General features: G+C 40.8%; 23 protein-coding genes. 1 reads left to right on the top strand and 22 read right to left on the bottom strand.

Annotated elements, in window-relative coordinates:
• Nucleotide 1 precedes the first annotated feature (1 nt).
• The 18 genes from IEW05_RS04800 to IEW05_RS04715 form a co-directional block, all read right to left on the bottom strand.
• Entirely contained in the window at nt 2-910 is a 909-nt protein-coding gene (locus tag IEW05_RS04800; protein WP_229753261.1) for a glycosyltransferase, read from the bottom strand.
• Complete coding sequence (locus IEW05_RS04795; RefSeq protein WP_188536331.1) at nt 911-1,942, bottom strand: glycosyltransferase family 4 protein; 1,032 nt, start codon at nt 1,940-1,942, stop codon at nt 911-913.
• 97 nt (nt 1,943-2,039) lie between these two features.
• The gene (locus tag IEW05_RS04790) at nt 2,040-2,612 is read right to left on the bottom strand and encodes an LbetaH domain-containing protein (RefSeq protein WP_188536329.1); all 573 of its coding nucleotides are present in this window, start codon (nt 2,610-2,612) and stop codon (nt 2,040-2,042) included.
• Nucleotides 2,609-3,739 (bottom strand): glycosyltransferase, encoded by a 1,131-nt coding sequence (locus tag IEW05_RS04785; RefSeq protein WP_229753416.1) that lies wholly within the window; start codon nt 3,737-3,739, stop codon nt 2,609-2,611. The genes IEW05_RS04790 and IEW05_RS04785 overlap by 4 nt, the downstream gene beginning before the upstream one ends.
• Nucleotides 3,739-4,908, bottom strand: coding sequence for a glycosyltransferase family 4 protein (locus IEW05_RS04780; RefSeq protein ID WP_188536325.1), 1,170 nt, complete (start codon nt 4,906-4,908; stop codon nt 3,739-3,741). Before IEW05_RS04780 ends, IEW05_RS04785 begins: the two co-directional genes overlap by 1 nt.
• Complete coding sequence (locus tag IEW05_RS04775; RefSeq protein WP_188536323.1) at nt 4,905-6,296, bottom strand: O-antigen ligase family protein; 1,392 nt, start codon at nt 6,294-6,296, stop codon at nt 4,905-4,907. Before IEW05_RS04775 ends, IEW05_RS04780 begins: the two co-directional genes overlap by 4 nt.
• 17 nt (nt 6,297-6,313) lie before the next feature.
• The gene (locus tag IEW05_RS04770) at nt 6,314-7,429 is read right to left on the bottom strand and encodes a glycosyltransferase family 4 protein (protein WP_188536321.1); all 1,116 of its coding nucleotides are present in this window, start codon (nt 7,427-7,429) and stop codon (nt 6,314-6,316) included.
• 21 nt (nt 7,430-7,450) lie between these two features.
• Nucleotides 7,451-8,083: a sugar transferase gene (locus IEW05_RS04765; protein WP_229753415.1), complete on the bottom strand. Its 633-nt coding sequence runs from the start codon at nt 8,081-8,083 to the stop codon at nt 7,451-7,453.
• A 58-nt stretch (nt 8,084-8,141) separates the two neighbouring features.
• A complete protein-coding gene (galU, locus tag IEW05_RS04760; protein ID WP_188536318.1) occupies nt 8,142-9,044 on the bottom strand; it encodes a UTP--glucose-1-phosphate uridylyltransferase GalU in 903 nt (300 codons plus the stop codon).
• A gap of 228 nt (nt 9,045-9,272) precedes the next feature.
• Complete coding sequence (locus IEW05_RS04755) at nt 9,273-9,965, bottom strand: CpsD/CapB family tyrosine-protein kinase (protein WP_188536316.1); 693 nt, start codon at nt 9,963-9,965, stop codon at nt 9,273-9,275.
• A complete protein-coding gene (locus IEW05_RS04750; protein ID WP_188536314.1) occupies nt 9,946-10,701 on the bottom strand; it encodes a YveK family protein in 756 nt (251 codons plus the stop codon). Before IEW05_RS04750 ends, IEW05_RS04755 begins: the two co-directional genes overlap by 20 nt.
• Nucleotides 10,702-10,959: 258 nt before the next feature.
• Entirely contained in the window at nt 10,960-11,256 is a 297-nt protein-coding gene (locus tag IEW05_RS04745; RefSeq protein WP_188536312.1) for a PX domain-containing protein, read from the bottom strand.
• A 572-nt stretch (nt 11,257-11,828) separates the two neighbouring features.
• Nucleotides 11,829-12,611, bottom strand: coding sequence for a tyrosine-protein phosphatase (locus IEW05_RS04740; protein ID WP_188536310.1), 783 nt, complete (start codon nt 12,609-12,611; stop codon nt 11,829-11,831).
• A 175-nt stretch (nt 12,612-12,786) separates the two neighbouring features.
• The gene (locus tag IEW05_RS04735; protein ID WP_188536308.1) at nt 12,787-14,709 is read right to left on the bottom strand and encodes an NAD(P)/FAD-dependent oxidoreductase; all 1,923 of its coding nucleotides are present in this window, start codon (nt 14,707-14,709) and stop codon (nt 12,787-12,789) included.
• Between the two features lie 127 nt (nt 14,710-14,836).
• Complete coding sequence (locus IEW05_RS04730; protein WP_188536306.1) at nt 14,837-16,600, bottom strand: methyl-accepting chemotaxis protein; 1,764 nt, start codon at nt 16,598-16,600, stop codon at nt 14,837-14,839.
• Between the two features lie 163 nt (nt 16,601-16,763).
• A complete protein-coding gene (locus IEW05_RS04725; RefSeq protein WP_188536304.1) occupies nt 16,764-17,204 on the bottom strand; it encodes a hypothetical protein in 441 nt (146 codons plus the stop codon).
• A gap of 1 nt (nt 17,205) precedes the next feature.
• Nucleotides 17,206-17,412: a helix-turn-helix transcriptional regulator gene (locus IEW05_RS04720; protein ID WP_188536302.1), complete on the bottom strand. Its 207-nt coding sequence runs from the start codon at nt 17,410-17,412 to the stop codon at nt 17,206-17,208.
• Between the two features lie 189 nt (nt 17,413-17,601).
• On the bottom strand, nt 17,602-18,162 hold the full coding sequence (locus IEW05_RS04715; RefSeq protein WP_188536300.1) for a DUF1697 domain-containing protein: 561 nt from the start codon (nt 18,160-18,162) through the stop codon (nt 17,602-17,604).
• Between the two features lie 393 nt (nt 18,163-18,555).
• Here IEW05_RS04715 and IEW05_RS04710 point away from each other — a divergent pair, with 393 nt between their 5' ends.
• Nucleotides 18,556-19,461, top strand: a complete 906-nt coding sequence (locus IEW05_RS04710; protein ID WP_188536298.1) for a diacylglycerol/lipid kinase family protein — start codon at nt 18,556-18,558, stop codon at nt 19,459-19,461.
• An 86-nt stretch (nt 19,462-19,547) separates the two neighbouring features.
• On the opposite strand, the gene IEW05_RS04705 is transcribed toward IEW05_RS04710, so the two are convergent.
• Genes IEW05_RS04705 through IEW05_RS04690 form a run of 4 tightly spaced genes read right to left on the bottom strand, consistent with a single transcriptional unit; the run spans nt 19,548 to nt 23,803 of the window.
• The gene (locus IEW05_RS04705) at nt 19,548-20,141 is read right to left on the bottom strand and encodes a DUF421 domain-containing protein (RefSeq protein ID WP_188536295.1); all 594 of its coding nucleotides are present in this window, start codon (nt 20,139-20,141) and stop codon (nt 19,548-19,550) included.
• Between the two features lie 25 nt (nt 20,142-20,166).
• The gene (locus tag IEW05_RS04700; protein WP_188536294.1) at nt 20,167-21,312 is read right to left on the bottom strand and encodes a Ger(x)C family spore germination protein; all 1,146 of its coding nucleotides are present in this window, start codon (nt 21,310-21,312) and stop codon (nt 20,167-20,169) included.
• Entirely contained in the window at nt 21,309-22,709 is a 1,401-nt protein-coding gene (locus IEW05_RS04695; RefSeq protein ID WP_188536292.1) for a spore germination protein, read from the bottom strand. Before IEW05_RS04695 ends, IEW05_RS04700 begins: the two co-directional genes overlap by 4 nt.
• Nucleotides 22,706-23,803: a GerAB/ArcD/ProY family transporter gene (locus tag IEW05_RS04690; protein WP_229753260.1), complete on the bottom strand. Its 1,098-nt coding sequence runs from the start codon at nt 23,801-23,803 to the stop codon at nt 22,706-22,708. The genes IEW05_RS04695 and IEW05_RS04690 overlap by 4 nt, the downstream gene beginning before the upstream one ends.
• Nucleotides 23,804-23,926 lie beyond the last annotated feature (123 nt).

The following is a 23,926-nucleotide window of genomic DNA, read 5'->3' as shown; positions in this document are numbered from 1 at the left end:
CTCACCCCCTACTGTTATAGCGTAGGATGCCAAAAAGTGAACCATTACGGTAACAAATTTTAATGATCTGGCGGATAAATGTTTTAAAATGAAAGATCGACAATAGAGCAGACATTATGGCTTGCATCATGCGAATCGTATGCTTCGTGATCGCTATGAAGCTAGTATCCTGACGTTTCACTGCATCGCTTACTCCCTGCCAAAACATCCTTTTCAGGAACCAAGACTTCGTCGTACGCTCCTTTGCGATTTTGTGCCCTACCTGTGCGAACGGAGTGTAGTATACCTTATAACTAACTCGCAGTCTCGCAATCAGTTCGCTTTCCTCGCTCGATAGTAGATTACTACCGACTCGTCCCAAATCTTCACGAAAAGGCTTGATCTCATTAAATACATCCCGCCTGAAGGCAACATTAGCCCCATATGGAATGAATGGCGCCGGCATTTCCTGCACTTCATTTGAATAATTAAGAATGGTGAACACAGAGCGATGTTCTTCTGGAATCCAATCCGGTTCCTGGGCTTCCCAGATCGGATCGATCTTTCCACCGACACAGCCGATCTCTGGATCACTTTCAAACACGTCCACGATTTCATATACCCAATCTTGCGAGGCCAAAGCATCATCATCTAGAAATAAAATATATTTGCCTTTCGCCTCTTGAATCGCCCGATTTCTGGCAACCGATAATCCAAGTCTATTCTCATATACATAGCGTATCCTTGATCCGAAGCGTCGTCTTAATCCGTTCACTACCTCCGTGGTTTGATCCGTTGAGCGATTGTCGATAACAACGATTTCGATTGCTTCATTTGCATAACTTTGGTGCAGTACGCTCTCAATGGCTTCGCCAGTATCCTTTGCTCGATTATGGGTACATATGGCTACTGTTACCGCTATATCCATCATTCATCCCCATCCTTGATAGACGTTTCTAATCTTCTGTGCAATTGCACTCCATTCTAATTCTCTAAGCACTTCTTCATATTTTGGTTTATTATCTTCTCTCTCTACGTTTAAAGCTGCTTTCATTGCATTTTGCAATCCGTTTCTATCCAAGGGATCGTAGCTAACGACCATATCTTCCTTGAAATATTCATGAATGAAATCATTGTCTGGCATAACGATCAGCTTCTTAAAAGTCAGTCCAAGTATAGCTGTACCAGAAGTCGTAATTTCTTTGTAAGGCATCACCATGACATCCACTGCCCGGATTAGATCAGCAACTTCTTCATTCGGAATGAAGCGTAGCTCCATCCTTATATTCTGCGTATCTTTAACGTTCTCCAGATATTCAAGCATTTCTTGATCCGCTTTCCCCGCAATAATCAGGTACGTTTGTCTAGTCTTCATTGCATTAAATGCTTCAATTAAATCTTCAATGCCTTTATATGCTTTGATGGCACCCAAAAATAAATAAACATCAGCATCTTCACTGATGTTATATCCTTCTCTGAAATTTATGCCCTTTGGCTTATATACGCCTAAATAATGGCCATGCTTCACCACGAACACTTTACTTGCTGGAACACCAAATTCGCTCATGACCTTTGACTTTATAGACTCAGAGGCTACAATCAATTTGCTGCAGAAGCGGCAAATGAGCGACCGCATGAACCGTTCCATCCTTAGGAACTTCATATGATGTGGATACAAATTATGAATCGTCCAGATCAACTGAACACGTCTCAATTTTAAGTACAGCATACTACAAATGAAGAAGAACGATTTCACGATAAACAATAGCAGATTGTCATTTTGATAAGCATGATGCATCCAATGTATGTGGACGATGTCTCCCGATTTTACTCCACCGATCTTAAGCATTAGCTTGCCGTGTCTTAAATCCACAATATCCATACCTGCATCACTTAGCGAATCGGATAGCAAATCATTATAAAAGTTCAATTGACTTGATTTCGGCCACATCCATACTTTCATGACATTACTCTCCCTAACATTTCTTTCGAATTAATTCCACCGGACGTCCCTTTTTATCACCTTTGCCGGTGTCTCTCCTCTGTCACCTGCCACTCTATCAATTGTGTCTACGGATCCAATTCTGTGGGACATGAATTTCACGGATGACCTTCGCGGGAGTACCTCCAGCCAACACATTATCAGGTATATTTCTCGTAACAACACTTCCTGCTGCAATGACAGAATTTGCTCCAATAGTCACACCAGGTAGGATAAGCACTCCCCGACCGATCCAGACATTATCTGAAATGACGATGTCTTTACTATAGGAGAGATCATCTACATCTACTGGGTGAAAGTTCGTATCCATGATGTTAACCATAGGGCCTATAATCGTATAACTACCGATCCGAATCGACTTCGTACAACCGATATCTAACCCATAATTAAAGAACACATGATCACCGACCCAGAGCTTGGCCTGCTTACCAACAGTAATGGAAGAAGGAAAGGGCTTGGCATGAAAAGAAACATTTCCACCAATAACGATCTTGCCCTTATTGCTTACTCGAAGCTTCCCTGAAACCCGGCTTAGAAAGCCTACGGAATTGGCTTTGATCGGCAAGATACATGCTCCCTTTATCACGGCCAATACTTTACCGAGACTAATTTGTTGAATTGAAATACTCATGATGTTATCCATCCGCTTGTAGGATTCATAGGTTCAGCCAGTAACAATTGATAAGTGTCTTCTACCTTACGGGCAATTGTGACCATGTTAAAGTCCTTCATAACATTCAAGTACCCCTGAATAGAAAACTCTTGGTAGTTAATGGTCTTATCATATACACGATCAATTGTCTGGTATAATGCTTCGACATCCCCATCCTTCACGATAAATCCTCCCTTTGTTTGGTGAATGATTTCCGGTGCTCCACCAGAATCAGAAACAATAACAGGAGTTTGAACAAGCAACGATTCAATGATCACTCTTCCAAACGGCTCATTAAGTGAGAAATTGATCGTTAGATCACATTCCTTCATGACATCAAGCGGCTTCTTACTGTACCCATAGAAAATAACGTTATGCTCCAAACCATACTCTGTAACCTTCTGGACCATATCGTTATAATAATCCTCCGACCCATCCACCGATGTGTCACCTACGATTAGTAATTTCCAGTTATTCTTCTTATGATCTGCTAATTTCTTGACTGCTTCGATCACCAGATGATATCTCTTCCACTCAACGATTCGACCAAAGGTGCCTATAATCAGGGTATCGTCCTCCATAAAGCTGCGACTCTTCATCGACAGCGCTAACTCTGGATCAACTCCATTATAAATAATCGTTTTATTGTTACCTTGAATCGAATCTGCCACAAAGTGCGATATACATATGACTTGATCAAAAAACCGAGGTAACACGTTATTGAACATCTTCAAATGTGTATAATCCCGATGATGCCAAACCAATTTGCAATTCGTTAGAAATTTGAGTGGCGCAGCATACCATGGGGCCCTCCAGCCATTGGCATGAACAATATCAATGTGATTTTTCTTTACGAATTTCCTGATTTGAAATACGGTCTCCAGGTAACCGAGCCCTAATCTCTTCTTAATACTGTTCAGGCGGAGTGGAAAATGTGTGAAGTTCGTTCTTATTTCACTTAAAAAATCAGCATGCCCCGGACTTAATAAGAAAACCCGATATTTTGATGTATCCAAATAATTAATTAAATGAATCAGACTTTGTTCAGCGCCACCTTTTTTATCAGCATGTGTAATAAAAAGGACGTTTATTTTATCCTTGACCATCACAGCACCTGCTCCAATTGAACATGAGTATTCAATGAATCTATGTAGCTACTCAGTACCTCTTTATGATTGTAATGTGTGCGAATATAGTGTTGCGACGACTCTAGCAAGCTCTTCGCTAATGCAGGATTATCAAACAGCTGTTTCACTCTGGCAAAGAACTCCTCAGGGCTGTCAGCAACCATAATATGTTCATTATGAACAAGTCCTGTACCCTCATAGCCGATTGAGGTTGATATGACGGGTAGTCCGTTTTGAATGGCCTCGATCGTCTTTAGCTTAACACCAGCGCCATTTTGCATCGGATTAACGAACAAGTACCCACCTTTGTAAATTTCATCGAGACTCTCCGGCGTATCATACACAATCACATTCGTCATATCATAAGCCTGAAGCCAGCTTAAGCTTTGTTTCCTACTATTTCCGGCCACAATAAATTTGTAGTCCGGCTCTTGTAGCATCAATGGATGAACATGTTCAAGGTACCACTGAATCGCTTCCCGATTGTTCGGCATGAACAAGGACCCAATAAACACAACATGTTTGCTCTCAAATGTACTAGCAAGGAAGGTATCCTTCGTAACCGGTGGCGGTAAGAACAAGCTTTTTGCTGAAGGATGCAGTCTCTTAAATTCCTCAAATTCTTTATTGGAGATAAATAGATATTTATCTACGCATTCCAGCATTTTCTGCTGCAATGTTGTGAACTTACGGCTCTCCATCCGATAATACAATTTGTGAACCAAATTCTTGGTACTACGAGCTAGCGCCTTGAAGTATACTGCCTCATCATTATGCACCCGTAAAATAACGTTGGCATGTTTGATCAGTGGATTCTTAAGAATGGGATATACATAATCACCTTCTAACAACACATAATCATAATCCTCATCAATGTTGACATGCTTCAGCTCTTTTCGTGACTGGGCTTGCAATGGAATGGAACGCAGTAGATCTCTCAGTTTACTTCTTCGGTCACACAGCTTAATCTTGTCCACATAGCGGTATACTACCTCGATGTCTCCATGAGAGGGCAGTTGTTTACCACAAACAACAAGATGTATCTTCCAACCGAGCTCGGCTAACACTTTGATTCTTCCCCACGTATCAACCCTACCCCCATGATCGGCGGGATATGGGAAGTCACTACACACAACAAGTATCTTCATCTCGTAACCCCCCAGGTGTTGGTTTGATTTATTTCTTTTTGCCCTAGAAACAGACTAATGAATGCAAATAGCAGCCAAATCTCATATTTAATTTCTAATGCCACAAAGAGCAGCGAGAACAAAACAAAAATAAGCGCTAAGAATAAAATGATATTCCCCTTTACTTTTATGATCAGATCTTTAGCCAATAGGTAGAAAAATACGACAGCGACAATCCCCCCGAACATCACCCATTGGAAGAAGCCTGATTTAACACCTAAATTTTTATCCGAACCCGTATATTGCAGCAACTCGCCTGTATTGATCTGACTTACACCAAAGACGTTGTAGTAAAAACGGGACATCAGGTTAATCGCATCGTTTAAGTAATTATCGAAGTACATTAAATAAGCTCCGGTACCTACCCCAAATGGATGATGAAAAACAGTCGCTAAAGCAATAATAATGGTACCCATCCGTGTATAGGATGACGTGTAATTCTGAATATCATTGTTAAAAGAGTTAATGAGTCCTGCTGAGAAATAAGTAATGAACGAATACATAGCTAGGACAACACCAAGAAGTAGAAAAAAGTTTCTCTTCTTCCTGAAGTCAAGAAATTTGATCATGGTCACAACTAGAGTTAATAGACTCACGATCAAGAATCCTTTGGAACCCGTAACAAATAAATAAAACAGAAAAAAACTAGCTACATAGAGACATGACAATGTCTTTGCAAACCCATTCAAATATCGGGACAAATAAATCATAATCGCCGAGTATACGACGACAATTGAACCTGTTGTACTACTTTCCGACGTGAGTAACCTCACCCGCCAATAAGGACTGCTTTTCGAGTGCAAGAAGGGAAGGGCATTCGGCATACTTACTAACTCAATAATCATGATGCCCGCCAAAAGGGTTAATACGGCACAAAAGCATCCATAAAGCAGCTTAAAACTGTTGATTTTTGAGAATACAAGCTGCATATGCCGTATATAGAGCAATATGGTTATAAAATAGATTAATACCTTGATTGCTTTACCAAGGAGGCTCTCCGTCCCGAAACTGTAGCTTCCCTGCATAAATTGAACCAGAATATACAACATACTGATAAAGCTTAAATAAATTATGAATGCCAATACATATTTCTGTAGCTTGGACACCATCACGACCTTCTTATATTTCGAAAGCATCGCAATTTCGCAAAAAATAAAGAGGGGGAACAGAACAATAATGGGTGATCGGCCAATTTCACCGATCTTGTTCACCAGCGGAAAATCCTGATAGAGTGTCAGGATCAGCAAGAAACTGAGGTAAAGTCCCAAAAATAACTGCCCTTTGCCCGGCTGCCTCTGAACTACTTCTTCACTTGTCGTAGGATTGTTCTGCAAGCTCATATTCATCATCTTTCATCCCCGTGAATCTAGACATATTTGCCCACGGCCCCAGAATACCGATCTCTTCGGTTGCTTAAGGCAGCTTCGTATAGTGACTCAATCTGCTGGTTCATCTTCTCCGCATGAAATTTCTCGTAAAAGATCCTTTCCCCGGCTTCTCCCATCACTTCTAGCTTCTGTTTATTTAATTTCTCAATGATTTGAATTAGTTCTTCCTTATGGTCAAAGTCGAAAATATAACCGTTAACACCATGTTGAATGATCTCGGGAAGAGCACCCCGATTGCTTGCGATAACAGGCTTCTTATTTCGTAGCGCCTCAATCGCAACGATGCCAAAACCTTCCCAACGTGACGGAACGATAACGGCGTCGCACGCTCTCATGTAACGGTCAATCTGCGAATGATCTACCCAACCAAGCTTCACTGCATTGCTTGGAAACTCGTATTCCAATTCTTTCAATACGGTATCGCCCACAATGTAGAGATTAACGTCTCCGAAGTGATGCTCGTTAAATACCTCAAGCAGCAGATCAAACCCTTTTTGTCGGTCGAAACGACCTACATAAAGTAGGTTAATTTTGTCCTTCTTTACCTCGAACGGCAAATCATTCATCGCAGGTGCATCCGATACCCCGTTATATACGACTACCGATTTCTTGGAAGATAGGCCGTAATTCATCGACATCTGGTACTCGTGGTTTGAAATATTGATGATGACGTCTGTACGCAGCGATAACAGCTTCTCAACTGCGGCGAATACCTTTTTCTTCCAAGGCTTAGTGTCCATTAGAAAAGCCCAACCATGCGAACAATAAATCACAACAGGACGCTTTCTCTTAAAAAGAAACAACGTCCGCAGAAAAAAGCCTGCGAACGTTCCATGGACATGCACGATATCGGGATTCACTTCTTTGATCATCTTACGAATCGATCTCATCGCATCGAGAAAATATTTTGGGCTTCTCTTGTAAGGGTATAGAAACAATCGATCCGGACTAATTCGAAGCGTCTCCTGACTGGAATTCTGCTGAGATGCTACGAGATAAATATCATGATTGCCAGATTGATAATCCAAGACTTCATTCAGATGTGTTTCAATCCCACCTTTTGTAAACTCCGAAATATGAAGGATTGTTGCCATTCCCTCCCCTCCATTTCTTAGTTAAAATGCATCCTGAGAGCCAAGCATAGCCTTCATCGTTCGGAATATAATTTTGACATCGAACCAGATGCATCGCTTCGAAATATAAGTAATATCGAGCTCGACCATCTCTTTGAAGCTGAGATTATTTCTCCCGCTAACCTGCCAAAGTCCTGTGCAACCTGGCGTAACAGATAAACGTTTCTTCTCATAATTGGTGTATTCAGCAACCTCTCTAGTTAAAGGGGGTCTTGGTCCAACCAAAGACATTTCGCCTCTTAGCACATTGATTAATTGTGGAAGCTCATCAATACTTGTCTTGCGAATAAACTTCCCTACTTTCGTCACACGTGGATCATCGCGCATCTTGAACATGGCTCCGCTAATCTCATTTTGATCAAGTAGATCCTTCAACTTATCTTCAGCATCGGTATACATTGAACGAAGCTTGTACATTCGAAACAGCCGCTCGTTCTTACCAACTCGTGTCTGATAGAAGAAGATAGAGCCTGATGGGTCCTCCATTTTAATCAGAATACCCACTAAAATGAGCAAAGGACTTAATAGAATAAGTCCTGCTAGTGAACCGATGATATCAATAACTCGCTTGAGTACGGAATATAGAGTGAGGCTTTCCTGATTCGAACTTGTCATCAAATAATAATCTGAGAAACCGATTACTGCTTCATCCCGGTAATGTGAAGGCGTCATCTTAATCACTCCTTGCGGCAAATAGTTGTTTGCGAAGCTCACGCTCCATGATTTCCTCCAGACCTGCCATCAATAAATGCCTCAGATCGTTGTTCCGAAGAGCAAAATCGATGGTCGTCATAATAAAGCCGATTTTCTCGCCAACATCATAACGAGTGCCCTGGAAGTCATAGGCATAAACACCTTGATCTTCATTTAGCTTTTGAATCGCGTCGGTAAGCTGAATCTCTCCCCCTGCACCAAGCTCATGTCTACCCAGGTATTCAAAAATTTCAGGTGTCAACACATAACGGCCCATGATGGCCAGATTGGAAGGAGCTTGTCCCTTAGGTGGTTTCTCTACGAAACGATTAACTTTATAAAGGTTGTCTATTCGCTCACCAGGATCTACAATTCCGTACCGATCCGTTTGATCGACATCTACCGTTTGAACACCGATCACGGAGCGACCTGTAAGCTCATATTGCTGAATCAATTGTTTCGTACAAGGCACTTCGGCCTCCACGATATCATCTCCAAGAAGTACAGCGAATGGTTCGTTTCCGATAAAATTCCGTGCACACCATACGGCATGTCCAAGTCCCTTGGCCTCTTTCTGCCGAATATAATGGAGATTCACGTTGGAAGATTTTCTAACCTTCTCGAGGATGTCGAACTTCCCTTTATCCTCTAAAATGTGTTCAAGCTCGAAGGCAATATCAAAATGATCTTCGATCGCTCGTTTCCCTTTACCTGTTACGACAATGATATCTTCAACTCCCGATTCAATAGCTTCCTCCACGATGTACTGGATGGTTGGTTTATCAACAATGGGAAGCATCTCTTTGGGCATCGCTTTTGTTGCCGGTAAAAACCGAGTGCCGAGTCCAGCGGCGGGGATAATGGCTTTTGTCACTTTTTTCATTTTTAATCCACCCTATCCTATTTTTATATTCGCTTTGTACCCAGCTATTAAAATCAAATTCATAACAAAATTTAAAACAAGGGCATTGAACCCTACCTCACATCACACTCTTGACGACAAACGTCTAAGGTCTACTGACCCACAGCATGATCGAGTGCCTCCGGTGATAGAGGTGCAGGAGACATTACCTTCCCATTCTTTCTTTCAGAATCTTGGGAGAAATTCAACTTATGCTTCGTTTACATCTTCGTAATAATAGGAATAAGAATCCGAATGCTTGCGATTGATATTATTGAGTACAACCCCAATTAACTTAGCGTTCACATGACCTAAAGCAGCTTTGGCTTTGAGTGCTGCGTCTTTCTTCACTTTTCCTGAGTCGATGACGAGTACTACGCCATCGCTTTGCGTAGCTACAATCTGCGCATCGGTGACAGACAAGATCGGAGGTGTATCGATAATGATCACATCGAACATTTCCCTGGTTGTTGCTAACAATGTTGCCATTTGTTTAGATGAGAGCAGTTCCGACGGGTTAGGCGGCGTAGGACCTGCATGAATGACTGACAGATTCTCCGTATTGGAATGCTGGATCACTTCCCCAAGCTCTTTCTGTTTAAACAAAGCGCTTGTTAAGCCACTCCGGTTGGACTTGCCAAAGATATGATGCTGCGATGGCTTTCTTAGATCGGCATCGATCAGCAGAACCCGTTTATTGGCTTGAGCAAAAGCGACAGCCATGTTGGCACTGGTGGTACTTTTCCCTTCATTCGGTTTGGATGAAGTCACCATAATCACCTGTAGGTTTTGATCTATGGTGGAAAACTCGATATTTGTCCGCAGTATCCGATATCCCTCGGAGATCGGTGACTTAGGATTACTTTCCGTAATAAGGTTCCATTTAGGAATCAAATGAGACATGACTATCCCTCCCAGTTGCTGGCTTTAGCGGAGCTGTATTATCGCGTTTCGAGTTATCCATTTCTTTGAATCTTGGTATGGAGGCCAATACGGGGACTCCTAGCAACAACTCGATATCCTCTTCTGTCTTGACTGTGTCATCCAAATAATCCAGTAGGAAAGAGATACCTACCCCTAGCATTAACGACAGCATGAATGCCACAGCAATATTTAGTTTGGAATTTGGAGCAATCGGACCGTGAATTTCTTTAGGATCTGCTTTATCCAAGACAGATACGTTGTCTACCTTCATGAGCTCAGGAATAGTTTTTTGAAAAACAACGGCGACCGCGTTGGCAATATTAGCGGCCTTTTCATATGAAATATCGCGAACAGAAATGGACATGACTTGTGTTTCATTAACGGAGCTAACACTTACCTTTCCTATTAGCTCGCTGTAGGTCACATCAAGATCTGGATAATCTTTAACAACAATTTTCATCATTCTTGGTGTTTTGATAATTTCCTTATAGGTTTTGATCAACCCAATCGTTGAGTTAATGGAACCAACATCTATACTTGAAAGAAGTGAACTACTATCCTTGTATTGGTTGACAATAAGCTTGGCGGATGCTTCATATTGCGGTGTGCTGAAATAATAGGAATAAATGCCGATAGATAGACAGCTTACAGTCATAATTAGCACGATCAATAACAACCTTCTTTTGACGATTAACCAATATTGTTTGAGCTCCAAATTATTTCCTCCAGTACTAGTTGGTTATGTCTTTCCTCTTTCTTCCTACATGATTGCGACCACAACTTCTCTTTACGAATAACTTTATATAATTATTATTCAATACGCGAACTTCAGGGCAAGATTTGCCCGCAGAATTATAAGACTCTACGGAAAAATCATTCTTTATGAATCTATCACAACTAAAACTATTCAATTCGAGAACTCAAGGGCATGGTTATTACTATAAACATAATTAGAACCTATCCCTGAAGCTCGCTATGTAGCCCTGTGACTCCTTGCATTCATAAACTCGTCAATCGTACCGCCATTCATGACATGCTCCATCATATCCACTGAACATGCTTCAAGTCCTATCTTCCTGAGCGATTTCGACAATACCTCAGCCATGTCCACGGGTTCGTTACATGATCTGTAACCGGAGAACACAAGCAGTTCCGATAAAGATCTGGTTTCTTTTAACCCATCTTGATTCAATAGAGAAGGATCTTCGGATAATATTTTCAAAAATTGCTTCAGCCTTCCTCGCCTCTGCTCGACATTCGAAACATTCATCTTTCATATCCTCCATTCATCAAGTCTAACTTTCTTTTGAATAATGGAGCTTAACCTGCTTTGATTTCTATTATGACATATTTGTAAACATTTCTTGAGAGAATAAAGACATGGTTATGAGCTCCTAATTTATGTAGAAAAGTAACATTGCTTGTCTTATTTAGGATGGTAAAATGGATTTTTTTGTATTTTGTAAGCGCTTCATGTCAGATTTAGAATTTCGTTGTCCTTGAACTAATCATCTATCACTATGTAAAGCTTCCTTCCCTTGTGAAATAAAGGTTTTTTATCTAAATTATGAATCGCTGCAAATCGCGATTTGCGCTTAACTTCTACACAAATTAGGGACTATTGGTCACCGTCCTATAAATACAGGACCATATCGGAGGTTTCTGCAAGTGAAGAATGGGAAAACACACTCACTTTTTACATAATTAAGCGTTTCGCTGGCCTGAATAATCAAAAAAAACCAAGTTTTTCCGTAATATCCGGTTCACTTGGTTCCCATATGATACTATTCAGGTGCTAATTTACTAATATATCCATTCACAAATATGGAGATAGTCCTATGACTAAACATGATGGAAATAGGTCAGCATCCGCCGTAGCATGCCCTTTGGTATATTTATAGTTGGTAGGCTATTAAAGTTTTTATCCTCAAGTACACACTGGGCATTATTTATGAAATAGTTATACCATTGCTCCCCCATTCGCTCACCTATCACATCGTAGGCTTCACGTAATCGAAACCCTCTACGTTCCACATGATGTGCATCCGAAGATACAATATGGATGAGACCATTTCTACAGAGTGTCCACGCCAATTTCTCAACTCTTCTGCCAAAACCACCAAGTAAAGAATGACTTGTAACCTGTGCAAATGCCCCCCTCTCAAGCAGCTCCGCCAATCGCTGCGGGTTCTTCATTACCTCTGCATTACGTTCAGGATGGGCAATAATCGGTTTTAGCTTCATTATATGGAGTTCATGAATCAGCTCTTCCATCTCCTTCGGAATATGCGAAGAAGGCATCTCAATCAGCACATAGTTAGAGCTAGCGAGCGGAAGTAATTCTGCTCTAGACCATGCCTCTAGCAAATCCATATGTACACGAATTTCTTGTCCAGGTAGTATCGTTACAGGTACACCTTCAGCAAATAATTGTTCGTTAATGTAGCGAGTATGTTCGACAACTTCAACTGCTGAGTTGATATATCTCCCATTCGCATGATGCGGAGTCGCTATGATTGTTGTGATTCCTTCTGAGACGGCAGCTCTAGCCATATCCAAAGTATCATTCCAATTTTCCGCCCCGTCATCTACTCCAGGCAGTATATGCGTATGGATATCTATCATGTTGTACTTCACTTCCTATCAAGATATTTTTTGGATATCAGCTTGATACGTATTTATTAAACTATCATACTCATTTATAAGAATGCAATTTACGCCTAACTAATTTCCACGACAAACAACCCAACCTGTGATAAGAATGATCACGAGTTGGGTAGTTGTCTTAATAATCAACTTTTTAAATACTTAACACCGTATTATAAGCCTCATGTACCGCATCATATACTTTACGCGCCCGAACACTGTCGCCAACATTCACAATATCCACCTTACCTTCAAGCGCTGTAAACACCTCGTTATTTGGCTTAAATCCCATAGCAAGAATGACAGTATCACAAGGAATTTCTAAGAGTCCATTCTCATTTTCTACGGTCGCAGATCCCATACCTATCTTCACCAATTTAGTACTTGGCATGGAAGAGATATTAGGATGATCTAACATCAGCGTAAGCATCATCATATTTTGGATAAATAGGGGTTCAGGTAATAGCTTATCCGACATTTCTACGATGGTTACCTTTTTGCCTTTACGCGCGTAATTAATAGCTGTTTCGCACCCAACCAAACCACCACCGATCACAACAATCGTATCTCCTACAAGACAAAGGTTTCGTAGTGCATCCGTAGCTAAGCATACATTTTTGCCCATAATACCTTCGATAGAAGACGGTCTGACAGGAGTGCCTCCCGCAGCCCATATTACCTTATCTGCACCAAAGCCGAGGATGGATTCTTCTGTGGCTTCATTGCAATATTTGACGGTAATATTCCGTTTTGCCAGCTGTGTCCGATAATAACTCAAAATGTTCTCGCCGTCTCTTTTGAAGGTAGGCATACAAGCGGCCAAAAAATTACCGCCTAATTGAGGAGCTTTCTCCCACACCTCTACATCATGACCTGCATCTGCGGCAGTTATCGCGGCTGTACAACCGCCAGGACCTGCTCCAATGACCAGAATGCGTTTGGGTGCTTCTGTCTTCTTCAATTCTCTAAGTCCTTCATGTCCTGTCAATGGATTAACAGCACACTCAATACTCTTGTAATCCGGCATACTCGCTACTCGTGCAATACAACCCTCATTACAAGAAATACAGGAACGGATATCATCCGTGCGATTCTCTGCGATCTTATTCGGGATTTCTGGATCAGCCAGCAATCCTCTACCGATACAAACGAAATCAAGCCATTCATTCTCCAAAGCGGCTTCAGCTTTGCTGACATTTTCCAATCGCCCTTGCGAAATGACAGGAATCGATACGACTTCTTTCACAGCTTGCGATGATTTCATTTGTGGAGCCATTTCCTGTTGATAGATAGGAGGCATAGCTAAAAACCAATTATCATGACAGCCAGCATCTACATGGAGTGCATGAACACCTTTAGATTCCAATAATTTAGCGATTTCTAAGCCCTCTTCCATATCTCTGTAACCGCTTTCAATTGGCATGTAGTGACATGGTGTGAATTTAACAATTAACGGATAATCATTACCTAATTCTGCTTTGACCATATCAATCATTTCTGTTAGGAAACGCATACGGTTCTCAAAACTTCCGCCGTACTCATCGGTTCTATGGTTCCACCGTTTGCTCATAAATTTATCGGTTAAATATCCACCATAGGCATGAATCGATATACAATCTACTCCCGCTTCCTTAGCTAATTTAGCTGTGCGGATCACTTCACCTTGTACGAATGTTATCTCCTCTTTGGACATTTCAGCATACATATAATCCATTCCAGGCATAACCTGCATAGGGGACGGAGCAACTGGTTGAAGTCTACCTGGAGCCATTCCTCCCAAACCTGCGCCAGCCATTACTTGCAGGCATACCTTGGAATCGTATTCGTGACATTGTTCCACCAGGGATTTAAGCCCATCAAAACTGTTCTCATCAAGGACGGAGGCCGGACTATGACCTTCAATTTCTTCCGTTGCAACCACAGTACACATGAGCATACTGACCCCGCCCTTGGCTCTGGCAACATAATAAGCATTTGTTCTTACATCAAAATTGCCTAGCTCCGCACCCATAGGTGCCATAATGATTTTGTTCTTTAGTTTCATTTTGCCAATTGCAGATGTCTCTAACATTTTCATCCCGTGATCATCCTTTATCGTTTTTTGATTGGCAGTATGTAAGCCGCTAAGTGCGCCCAAGCTTATTCTACTGATAACAAAAAAAGATAAATGTACGCTTCTTCATATGCTTCATGCACTGAATCCGCTACTCGGATACATCAACAACACTAACCATGTCCTCTTCTACTACATCCTCATTGATCTTAAATAGATTGATTTCTTGGAACAGCTTTTGTGATATTTCATTAATTTCAACCGCTTGTTGGGCAATGTTACGAATAGCGTTGTCCTGCTGAATACTCGAAGCATTAACTTCTTGAACCCCGGCTGCTGTTTCCTCTGCAATAGAAGCAACACAATGAACGGATTCAGCAAGTCTCGAATTGTTAGTTCGAGTCACATTTACCTTGTCGTGAATTTGTTCAATCTGTCTACTGATTTCCTCAATCGATTGATCAATGGCTTCAAAAGATAAATGAGTTTCCGCTATTTTCGCATCCTGCACTTCCAAGTTTTCTTTCGTTTCCATCATATATTGTTGTAATTCAACCATACTAGTTTGCCATTCATTGATCATGTTGCCGATATAAAGCGATGACTCCTTGGTTTGCATCGATAATTTTCTTACTTCCGTAGCGATCACGGTAAAACCTTTACCATAAGCACCCGCTAGTGCTGCTTCAATAGCCGCATTCAAGGACAATACATTCGTTTGATTGGAAATTTCAGTAATAGAGTTCGTGATTTTTGATATCTCTTTGGATTGTTCCGACAGAACCGTCAAAGCTTCATACACCTTGCCAATGGATACGCGTGAATGTTCAGATACCTTCTGAAGAGAAGTAACCGCCGCAGATCCTTTACGGGAATTGTCATTCGCCGTTTGACTAGTCAATACCATTACTTCCGTATATTCCGTAATTTCATTAACACCCTGTTCCAATTCCAGAATCAAATTAGAGCTTTGCTCTGATTGCACGGCCTGCTGATCCGCACCACCGGAAATTTCCTGAATGGTGCTAACAATATCATGGTTCGTGTGAGCAGTAATGGATGATGCTTGTTGAAAAGAATGAGAATATACCGCTAGCGAAGAGGCGACGGAATGTGTCTGTTGGAGCATATCACGAACCCGTTCCACCATGTGATCGAAATGATGACTAAGCTTACCTAACTCGTCATTATATGGTGAATTGATTTGATGCCGTAGATCTCCTTCAGATATTTTGCGCAAAGCCTCTTGCAACTTGTGGACTGGGGCAAGGAAGGAACGGATAAGCATAATCGCAATAATAATGGTGAAGCAAAATACTAAGATTGCAGCATATGTAGTCATCGAAGTTGTATCACTTAATATAGTAAAAGAATCATCTTGTGCTTGCCTAGCATTTCCCGCTGCAGAATTATACAACTGTTCGTTCGTCTTCAGCATCTCTTGGTTTAGAGCTAACGACTTTGTATGAGTAGCGTCGATTTTTTCTAGGACTTCTAATGGGTCCATGCTATCATCTTCCATCGTTTGTACCAATTCATCAAAATATCCAAAGTATTCCTTAGCTTGATTATGTAAAAGATCTAAATTTTCATACGCTACAGTACCTGCCTCAAATGTTACAGCAGTCAAGTCCGTTTCAAATTGCTGTTGCTTGTCCCTGAAAAAGTCAACCAACTCTAAGTCACTAGATTCGGCAAGGGAAGTCTCTTCCCTATTTAATTCCTGTAAAAATTGAGTCATCCTAGAGACCGTAATTCTTTTCTCCATCTCCGTTTTTTGTCGTTCCATAGAAGAATGCACCATATTAATTTTATGGCTTTGATAAAAAGCCACTGCCATGAAGATAATAGCAATCACAGAAAAACTAATGATTAATTTCCATTTCATAGAGAAGTGCATGCTGCTGTTCTTCAAGTATCTCATCCTCCGATTTACTACATCAAAATAAATAGGCCTTTCTTACTACTATCTTGATTGTAAAAGGAAGATATTAATTACCTTACATTGAAGTGTAAAGGTAATGTAAATTATATCGCAATAAATTGTGAACTCTGTGCTAAGCGTCATACGATCTAACTTATATTGTCTTCTTGAAATAAATCAAAGTAGCATATAAAAGTATCAGTAACGCCGCTAAAACCCCTAGCAATGTAAAAAAGACAATTTCATTAAAAAAGCCTGCTACAACGGTGGCAAAAGCCAATAAGATCAACATCCCCACCGTCGTAAATACAGATGTCTTATATCCAATTAACTGCCTACGTTCATCATTCTCCTGGATATAAAGTTTTTTCAACGCTTCATCACTTTTCATGCTCGCAAGAAATTTCATCAAACAAAATACCAAAATTAAAATTAGACCTATAAATACTCCAGATTGAAATCCGAGAATAAAATCGGAAATTTCAGGTAATCTACTTCTGTTGGTAAGTAAGATCACATTAATCAAACAAACTAGCGAAGTGATCAATGATAGAGATATAATTCTTACCCGAATTTTTTCTTTAAACTTTTCCATGTTAAATTTCCTCCACTTCACTAAAGTCAAAAACCTCTTCAATCGTTAGGTTGAAATATTTTGCGATCTTATACGCCAGGACTAGGGAGGCAGTGTATTTCTCTACCTCTAGAGATGTAATAGTTTGCCGAGTCACACCTACTGCCATGGCGAGCTCTTCCTGAGAAAGTTTATGTTGTTTACGTAATTCTTGAATCCTGGTTTTCAAAATCACACCTCCAATATACAATGCTGATATGCAATGTTTGCTTTGCATAATTAGAATAGTTTGCTTTGCATATAATGTCAAGTTAACTTTGCAAAAACATCATTTTAAAGCTCTCGAATGGGAAAAAGGACATTCCCATTATTGATGGTAATGTCCTTAATTTAAGAAGACTATTGCTTACGCGATTACTTATGCTTCCATTTCTTTTGCCATAGTTGAAAGCTTGTTGATTGTTTTCCAGTTACGAACAGTTGCCGGTACACCTAATTTATGTATATTAGCAGATAACTTGGAGTTACGAACACTATCGGAGAACAACAGATACACTTCTCGTCCGCTGACATGATATTTTTCGTTATCATTAGCATAAACAATCCATTTTCCAACCGCTTCTTCCACTGGTTCCTCTAGCATGAATGCGACATAGAGACTTTCCCCCACTGAAGACGATTCCGCTAACGACACTTCTTCTTGTGAGAATGGACATTTCTCGAGAATACGTTCCAACTCATCTGCAGTCCTTAATGTTACAATAATCGGAAATCCAAAAACAACCTCAATCTCATGTTCAATCCGCTGACGTAAATGCTGTTCGTCTTCATTCGATTTAAACAGGACATTCCCACTTTGAATATATGTTTGAACCTGATTCAAGCCGATCGATTCGAACATTTCCTTCAACAAGGCCATTTTAATCATGTTCTTACCACCGACATTAATTCCTCTTAGCAACGCGATATACGTGATCATTTCCTTCCCCCTATTTCATCTTTTACCTACTATAACACCGCTGTAGCACAGATCGTAGTGGCGAGTCCTATCTTTAATTACATATATTGGTATAACCAAAATAATAAATTGTATAATTTTAAATTTAATGATGTCCATTTCTCTAATTATTGTTACACTTATAGTGTGAGTTCAAAAAGACAGATTTTCAGCACCGAGAAGGTTGAATGAAGATAGGGCCTGAGGAGCGGAGCGTAGGCAAAACCTACGTGAGCACCAGAGGGCCCAACTTAATTCAAGATTCGATGTCGATAAGGCTACATAATTTACTTCGTGATCAAAAGATGCCTTTTTGAACTACCTCTTAAACTACTAAAAAAAAGAAGTACCTGCTAAACAGATGGAGGTATGTTAATGTACTTGTTTGTTGTCAATAAGAACTCTGGAAACGGGAGAGGTTACCGTGTCTGGACAAAAATAAGTAAGATATTGGATGAGCGGAATATTCCTTATCAGCACATATTTACTCAAAGTGCTGAGCAAGCCCATACCCTTCTTATGGAGAAACTCTCTACGAGTGTCAAATGGCTTGCAGTGGGTGTTGTAGGTGGCGATGGGACCATCAACAGTTTGCTACCAGCATTACGTGATTCTGGTGTTCCGTTAGCAGTTTTCCCCTCAGGTTCTGGTAATGATACCGCTCGAGGTTTTCATATCCCTATGGAAACCACCGCAGCATTAGAGGTTATGTTAGCGGGCTTGCCCAAAACAACCGACATGATTGCAATATCTGGGCAGAGTGCACTTACTGCACTAGCCGTAGGCTTTGATGCTGAAGTAGCCCATAATGTAAATAGAAGTCGTTATAAAAAAATATGCAATGCTTTCGGCTTGGGCAGATTAGCCTATGTCATCGGAGTTTTTCATACCCTTCTAACTTTTCGTCCTGCTCAGCTAACAGTAGAATGTGACGGTGTGACACACAATTACTCATCCGCTTGGCTTACTGCAGTCAACAATGTTATTAGTTACGGTGGGGGGCTTGCTATCTGTCCCCAAGCGATAACCGACGATGGTCTCTTAGATATTTGTATTGTTCATGACTGCTCTAGACTAAAACTCCTGATGCTCTTCCCTACGTTACTCTACGGTGGACATACCCGTCTTCCGTTCGTTACTATGTTGCGTGGAAAGAACATTTCTGTACATAGCAGTCTCCCTCGTCTCGCTCTAGGAGACGGAGAACATCTTACTTCTACCCCTTTAACAGCTTCGATCGACCCAGGAGTTTTACAGGTCATGTGCCCACATCCCGGTTAAATATAAATAGCACTTATTACGCAAAAGAACTCTGGAGAAAGATCACTTCTCCAGAGTTCTTTTCCGCTTATAGATAGAGCTTAGATTTACTGCAACTGCTCCGGCACTTCCTCAGACTGTGCAAGCGCACCTGCATCAGGAAAAATGTTAGACTCACGTGGTCTTTCAGGGAGAGTAACCTGGGGAAAGTAAGTCTTCAGGAGGTCCTCCAGGTCTCCCCTAGTTAAGTGCTTTGCATAAGGCTGAAGCTCAATGCCAAGCTCTCCGTTATTTTCGATAGTTCCAGACTTTATCTCCTCTAAACTGTGTATTCCCGCCATACGCATTCGTTTTTCAATATCATCTGTAGTCATCCGTAGACGCTTCATATTCGATGTTAGGTATTTCCCATCGGCGATAATAGGTACAGCACTACCTTTCAGAATCCGCTCGGCACGATTCCAATTCAACGAGACCCATTCAATAGCTCCCAGAAATGCAATAAAGATACCTGTCGCCAGAATGGAGTGTCCTACTCCATTTCCAGCAAGATCAGAACCCAATACAGAGCCTATGATCAGCACCATGGCGATCTGAGGTGTTGTCATTTGCGAAATAGATTTACGCCCACCAATTCTTAACAAAAGGGTGCCGGCACTTGCTATTAGAATGGCATCCCAAATCAATGTTGTCCACTTCATAAATCCTCCGTAATAAGCTGTCTTTTTAAGGATGTTTGCGAGCACCCCATAATCTAAGATCAATATCCACTTGAATATCACTCTCATCAAGCGATTCTGCGGTTACCGACTTTCCTTCCTTTTGTAGCTTGTTCCAAAGCTTGGGATTCCTCTGATATAAAATAAGTGAGAGTTGATAGGGGTCCCCATGTTTTGGCGTAGTTTTACGAAAAGTACCTATCAGCTCTTTTTTAAAGATATCAGTGGCCATTTTTTTGAATTCATCGATGGGTACTTGCTTATACATATTAACTACTTTACCTATGGCTTTTATTTTCAAACGATATTTCACTCCATCCTTCGTAGGCTCAAACCCAATAACAGAATGAGGCGAAACCAACCTTACAAGTCCTACGGGATCATCCATAGGTCCGACAAGAAGGGTAGCCCTAGTAGCTGAACCCTTTAACCAACGAATTCCTAGTATATCGTCAAGCTTCAACCACCCTTTGTTCTCCGTATCCTTTAGCATAAAGGCACCATCAATTTCAAGGATCGGATGTTCTTTCATCCCTTCCGTCCAATTAGATGTGGTTATGGCGAGAGAAGGAAGGACAACCGTGGCTGCCTTTTCTCGGTAATTTGCAAGAAAATCAACATACTGCAACGGATGTATGAATGAATTCTGAGAGTAGTTAAGCATCGGTGCGTGCAGTATGGTTCGAAGTGGAGACATCCCAACGAAAGGAGTACTTGTAAAAAGCTCTTCAATATTTTCCTTAGTGCCATATACCCACTTCGTATAACTAATATCCTCAGTTCGGTTTGATTTATCAATCACATCGCTTATTCGTTCATGCTTCAACATGGATTCCGATAAGACAAGTGCCGTTACCTGACTCCAGGATAATTTCTGCTGACTGGTCGTATAAAGTTTCTTTGTTGCTTCAGCTAAAGTTTTTCCTCTTCCCTTACCCACCCAAATGGGTGGTTGAGATGATGGCATACCTTCTGGACCTGAGATACTTTCATAATCAAGCATTTGAGCGTAGATGTAATATTCACCATCATGAAAGTCTATACCAAATGCCGACAGATAGTTGATCTCCTGAACCTCACCATTATCCCAACAACCCGTTAGAAAAAAGGATAACGAAGACAAAAGGATAACTACATATTTGACCCTTGTCATAATTCCCCCCCCTTCTTCCGCAATCCTGGAATGCGCATGAAGTTCCGAAGCAACCTCTGAGGAGCGAAGGGGGAAAACGGAGACAGAAAAGGTTGCCCAAATGGTCGAAGATGGGCTGTATAGTTAATTATTAAGAATATCGTAATAAAAAAACCAAATAAACCAAGAAACGAGGACATTAACAGAATGAAGAACCGCAAAATGGTTTGCGTAAACACAAAGTCCTGATTGGCAAGAGTTGAACCTGCTACAAATGACATGGCGGCAATTACTATAGCAGTGGGCGAGAAGAGCCCACCACGTATGGCGGCATCTCCAATGATAATCCCCGCTACAAGCGTAATCGTTCCTCCAACGGGACTTGGCATTCGGCTCCCAGCTTCACGGAGTAAGGTGAGGATGAACAGGATGATTAACATTTCAACAGATAGAGAAAACGGAAGACTGCTCCGTGTACTACCTATTGTAGCTAGCAGTGGAAACGGGATTTGATCCTGATGATAGGACATTAAGGAGGTATAAAATCCTGGGAGAAAGATGGAGAGCATAATACCAACCAAACGTAACATTCTCCATGGAAGAACGAAATAAAATGGCAAATGTGGATCCTCTGCCGCAAACAATAACTGCATAAGGTTAGAAGGTGCGATTAACACGACGGGGCTACCGTCGAGGATCATAATCACACGTCCCCTTAATAAAGCATCATATGCGAAATCAGGTCTACCGCTGTAATCGAATATCGGAAATAAAGAGTACTTATATGGTGAAATATGCTCCGTCAATTCCCCAATACCTACTGGTGCATCTCCAGTATAGCTCTTCAGTTTGTTAATAATCTCTTCGACCATTTGAGGTACAACACGTTCTTTCAAATATAATATACCAATAGAAACCGGTGTGATTTCCCCCAAATCAACGGACGTGTATACTAAGTCTGTCGTCTTTAACCGTTTACGTATAAGAGCGACATTGGTAGTCAGATTCTCGACAAATCCGTCTCGCGCCCCTTTTATTGTTGCTTCTGAGCTAGCATCTTGGGGAGTTCGATTGAATTCACTAGCTGCATGAAAAGCATAACAATGTTCATCTCCTGGAATCAAGATGACACAAGTTCCTGAGAACACCAAATTAATAACTTTATCCTCATTTGCTTGGATTTTTTGCAAGGTCAACTGTGATTCTAATTTCTCTGGGTCCGGCGCCTTCTTATCTGCTTCCCACTCCTTATAAATGACCGGAAGGAATGTTTCAGACATTTTCACGGCGTCACACATCATCTTATTATAAATGATAATTCCCCAAGGTTTGTCATCTTGAACACCGGGATATTCCTTAAAAAAAACATCCTCACAATCTTTAAATCGTTGTTTAAGACTCTCCACATTTAATGTCATTGTAGGTGCTCTCCTTTTTCAGAGTGAGAATTATTAGGCCTGCCTATTAAGAAGAACATCAGTAATACAAGTACACTTGTATAAATAGCAGAAATATACAGGAATTTATCTGAGACTACATAGTACATTTCCAAATTACTTATTGGGGCTATACACAGTCCAGTCAAAATTATAGCGATAGTGACAATCCCAATTAAACGTTTAGAGGATGGAAAGACATACTCCACTATCAAGAACAAACAGAGAGAAACGGAGATGTATGCACCACTCAACCATTGAAAAATAAATAGAAAGTCAATATGTTCAATATACCTACCGAGCTTGACCAATATCCACTGATCATGTCGAGGATATCGTTGCAAATGCATCTCCGCCGGGCCGAATTCAGAAAGACCTGAGATGATCGGGTCGAATATAAGCAAGATTAAGACTAGGTGTAATATAACAACAGTGATCAAACGCGGGTTCTCTTTCAGAAATGGACGGATGAAAATGAATAGTACAATTTGTGTTAATCCGCCAAAGAGTGCTGGTAAGCCATGAATTACTGGTGTTATTCCATATTCAAGAATGGGTAGTACATGGCTATAATCCATGAACTTTGTATTGAATATAAAGAGTAAGCACAAAAATAATACAGACAAAGGAAGTAAGATACCTGCGGTCGAACCTATAGCAGCAGCTCCAGAATACGCAGCGATGACACAAATAATAATTAGTACAATTGTCGTAGCTGCTGTAGGTGTCTCATATAAATAGGTCGATTTGAACCAGTCAATAACTTCTTTGAGGTTATAGAAAGCGAATGCGAATAAGTATAGGCTTATCATCCCCATTATGAGTATTCTCACCCACTTACCACTACTTTCCTCAATAGCCATTTTCAACGATCGATTTCCTAGTTTCTTCATAATTCCATAAACAAGCAATACCCATGGAATAAAAAAAATGCCACCTACTAATACAGTAATCCAGGCATCTCTACCCGATTTATCTAACATTATTGGAATTAACATGATGTGGTTCATAGTTCCTGCCGTCATCATCATTAACATAAATCCTTGAGATACTGGTAGTTTCCCCCCACTTGCCAATTGAATCCCTCCGCCCTATATCGCTAAGATATAACTTGTACCGAGAGATTCCAAATTATGCATATTCATCGTTATTAACTTCAGTTTTGAGTATATTAAAAAACCGCTAAACACTTATAGCTA

The organism is Paenibacillus segetis (assembly GCF_014639155.1).
Taxonomy (GTDB): domain Bacteria; phylum Bacillota; class Bacilli; order Paenibacillales; family Paenibacillaceae; genus Fontibacillus; species Fontibacillus segetis.
The sequence above is the reverse complement of the archived record's forward strand: the minus strand, read 5'-3'. Positions and strand labels throughout refer to the sequence as shown.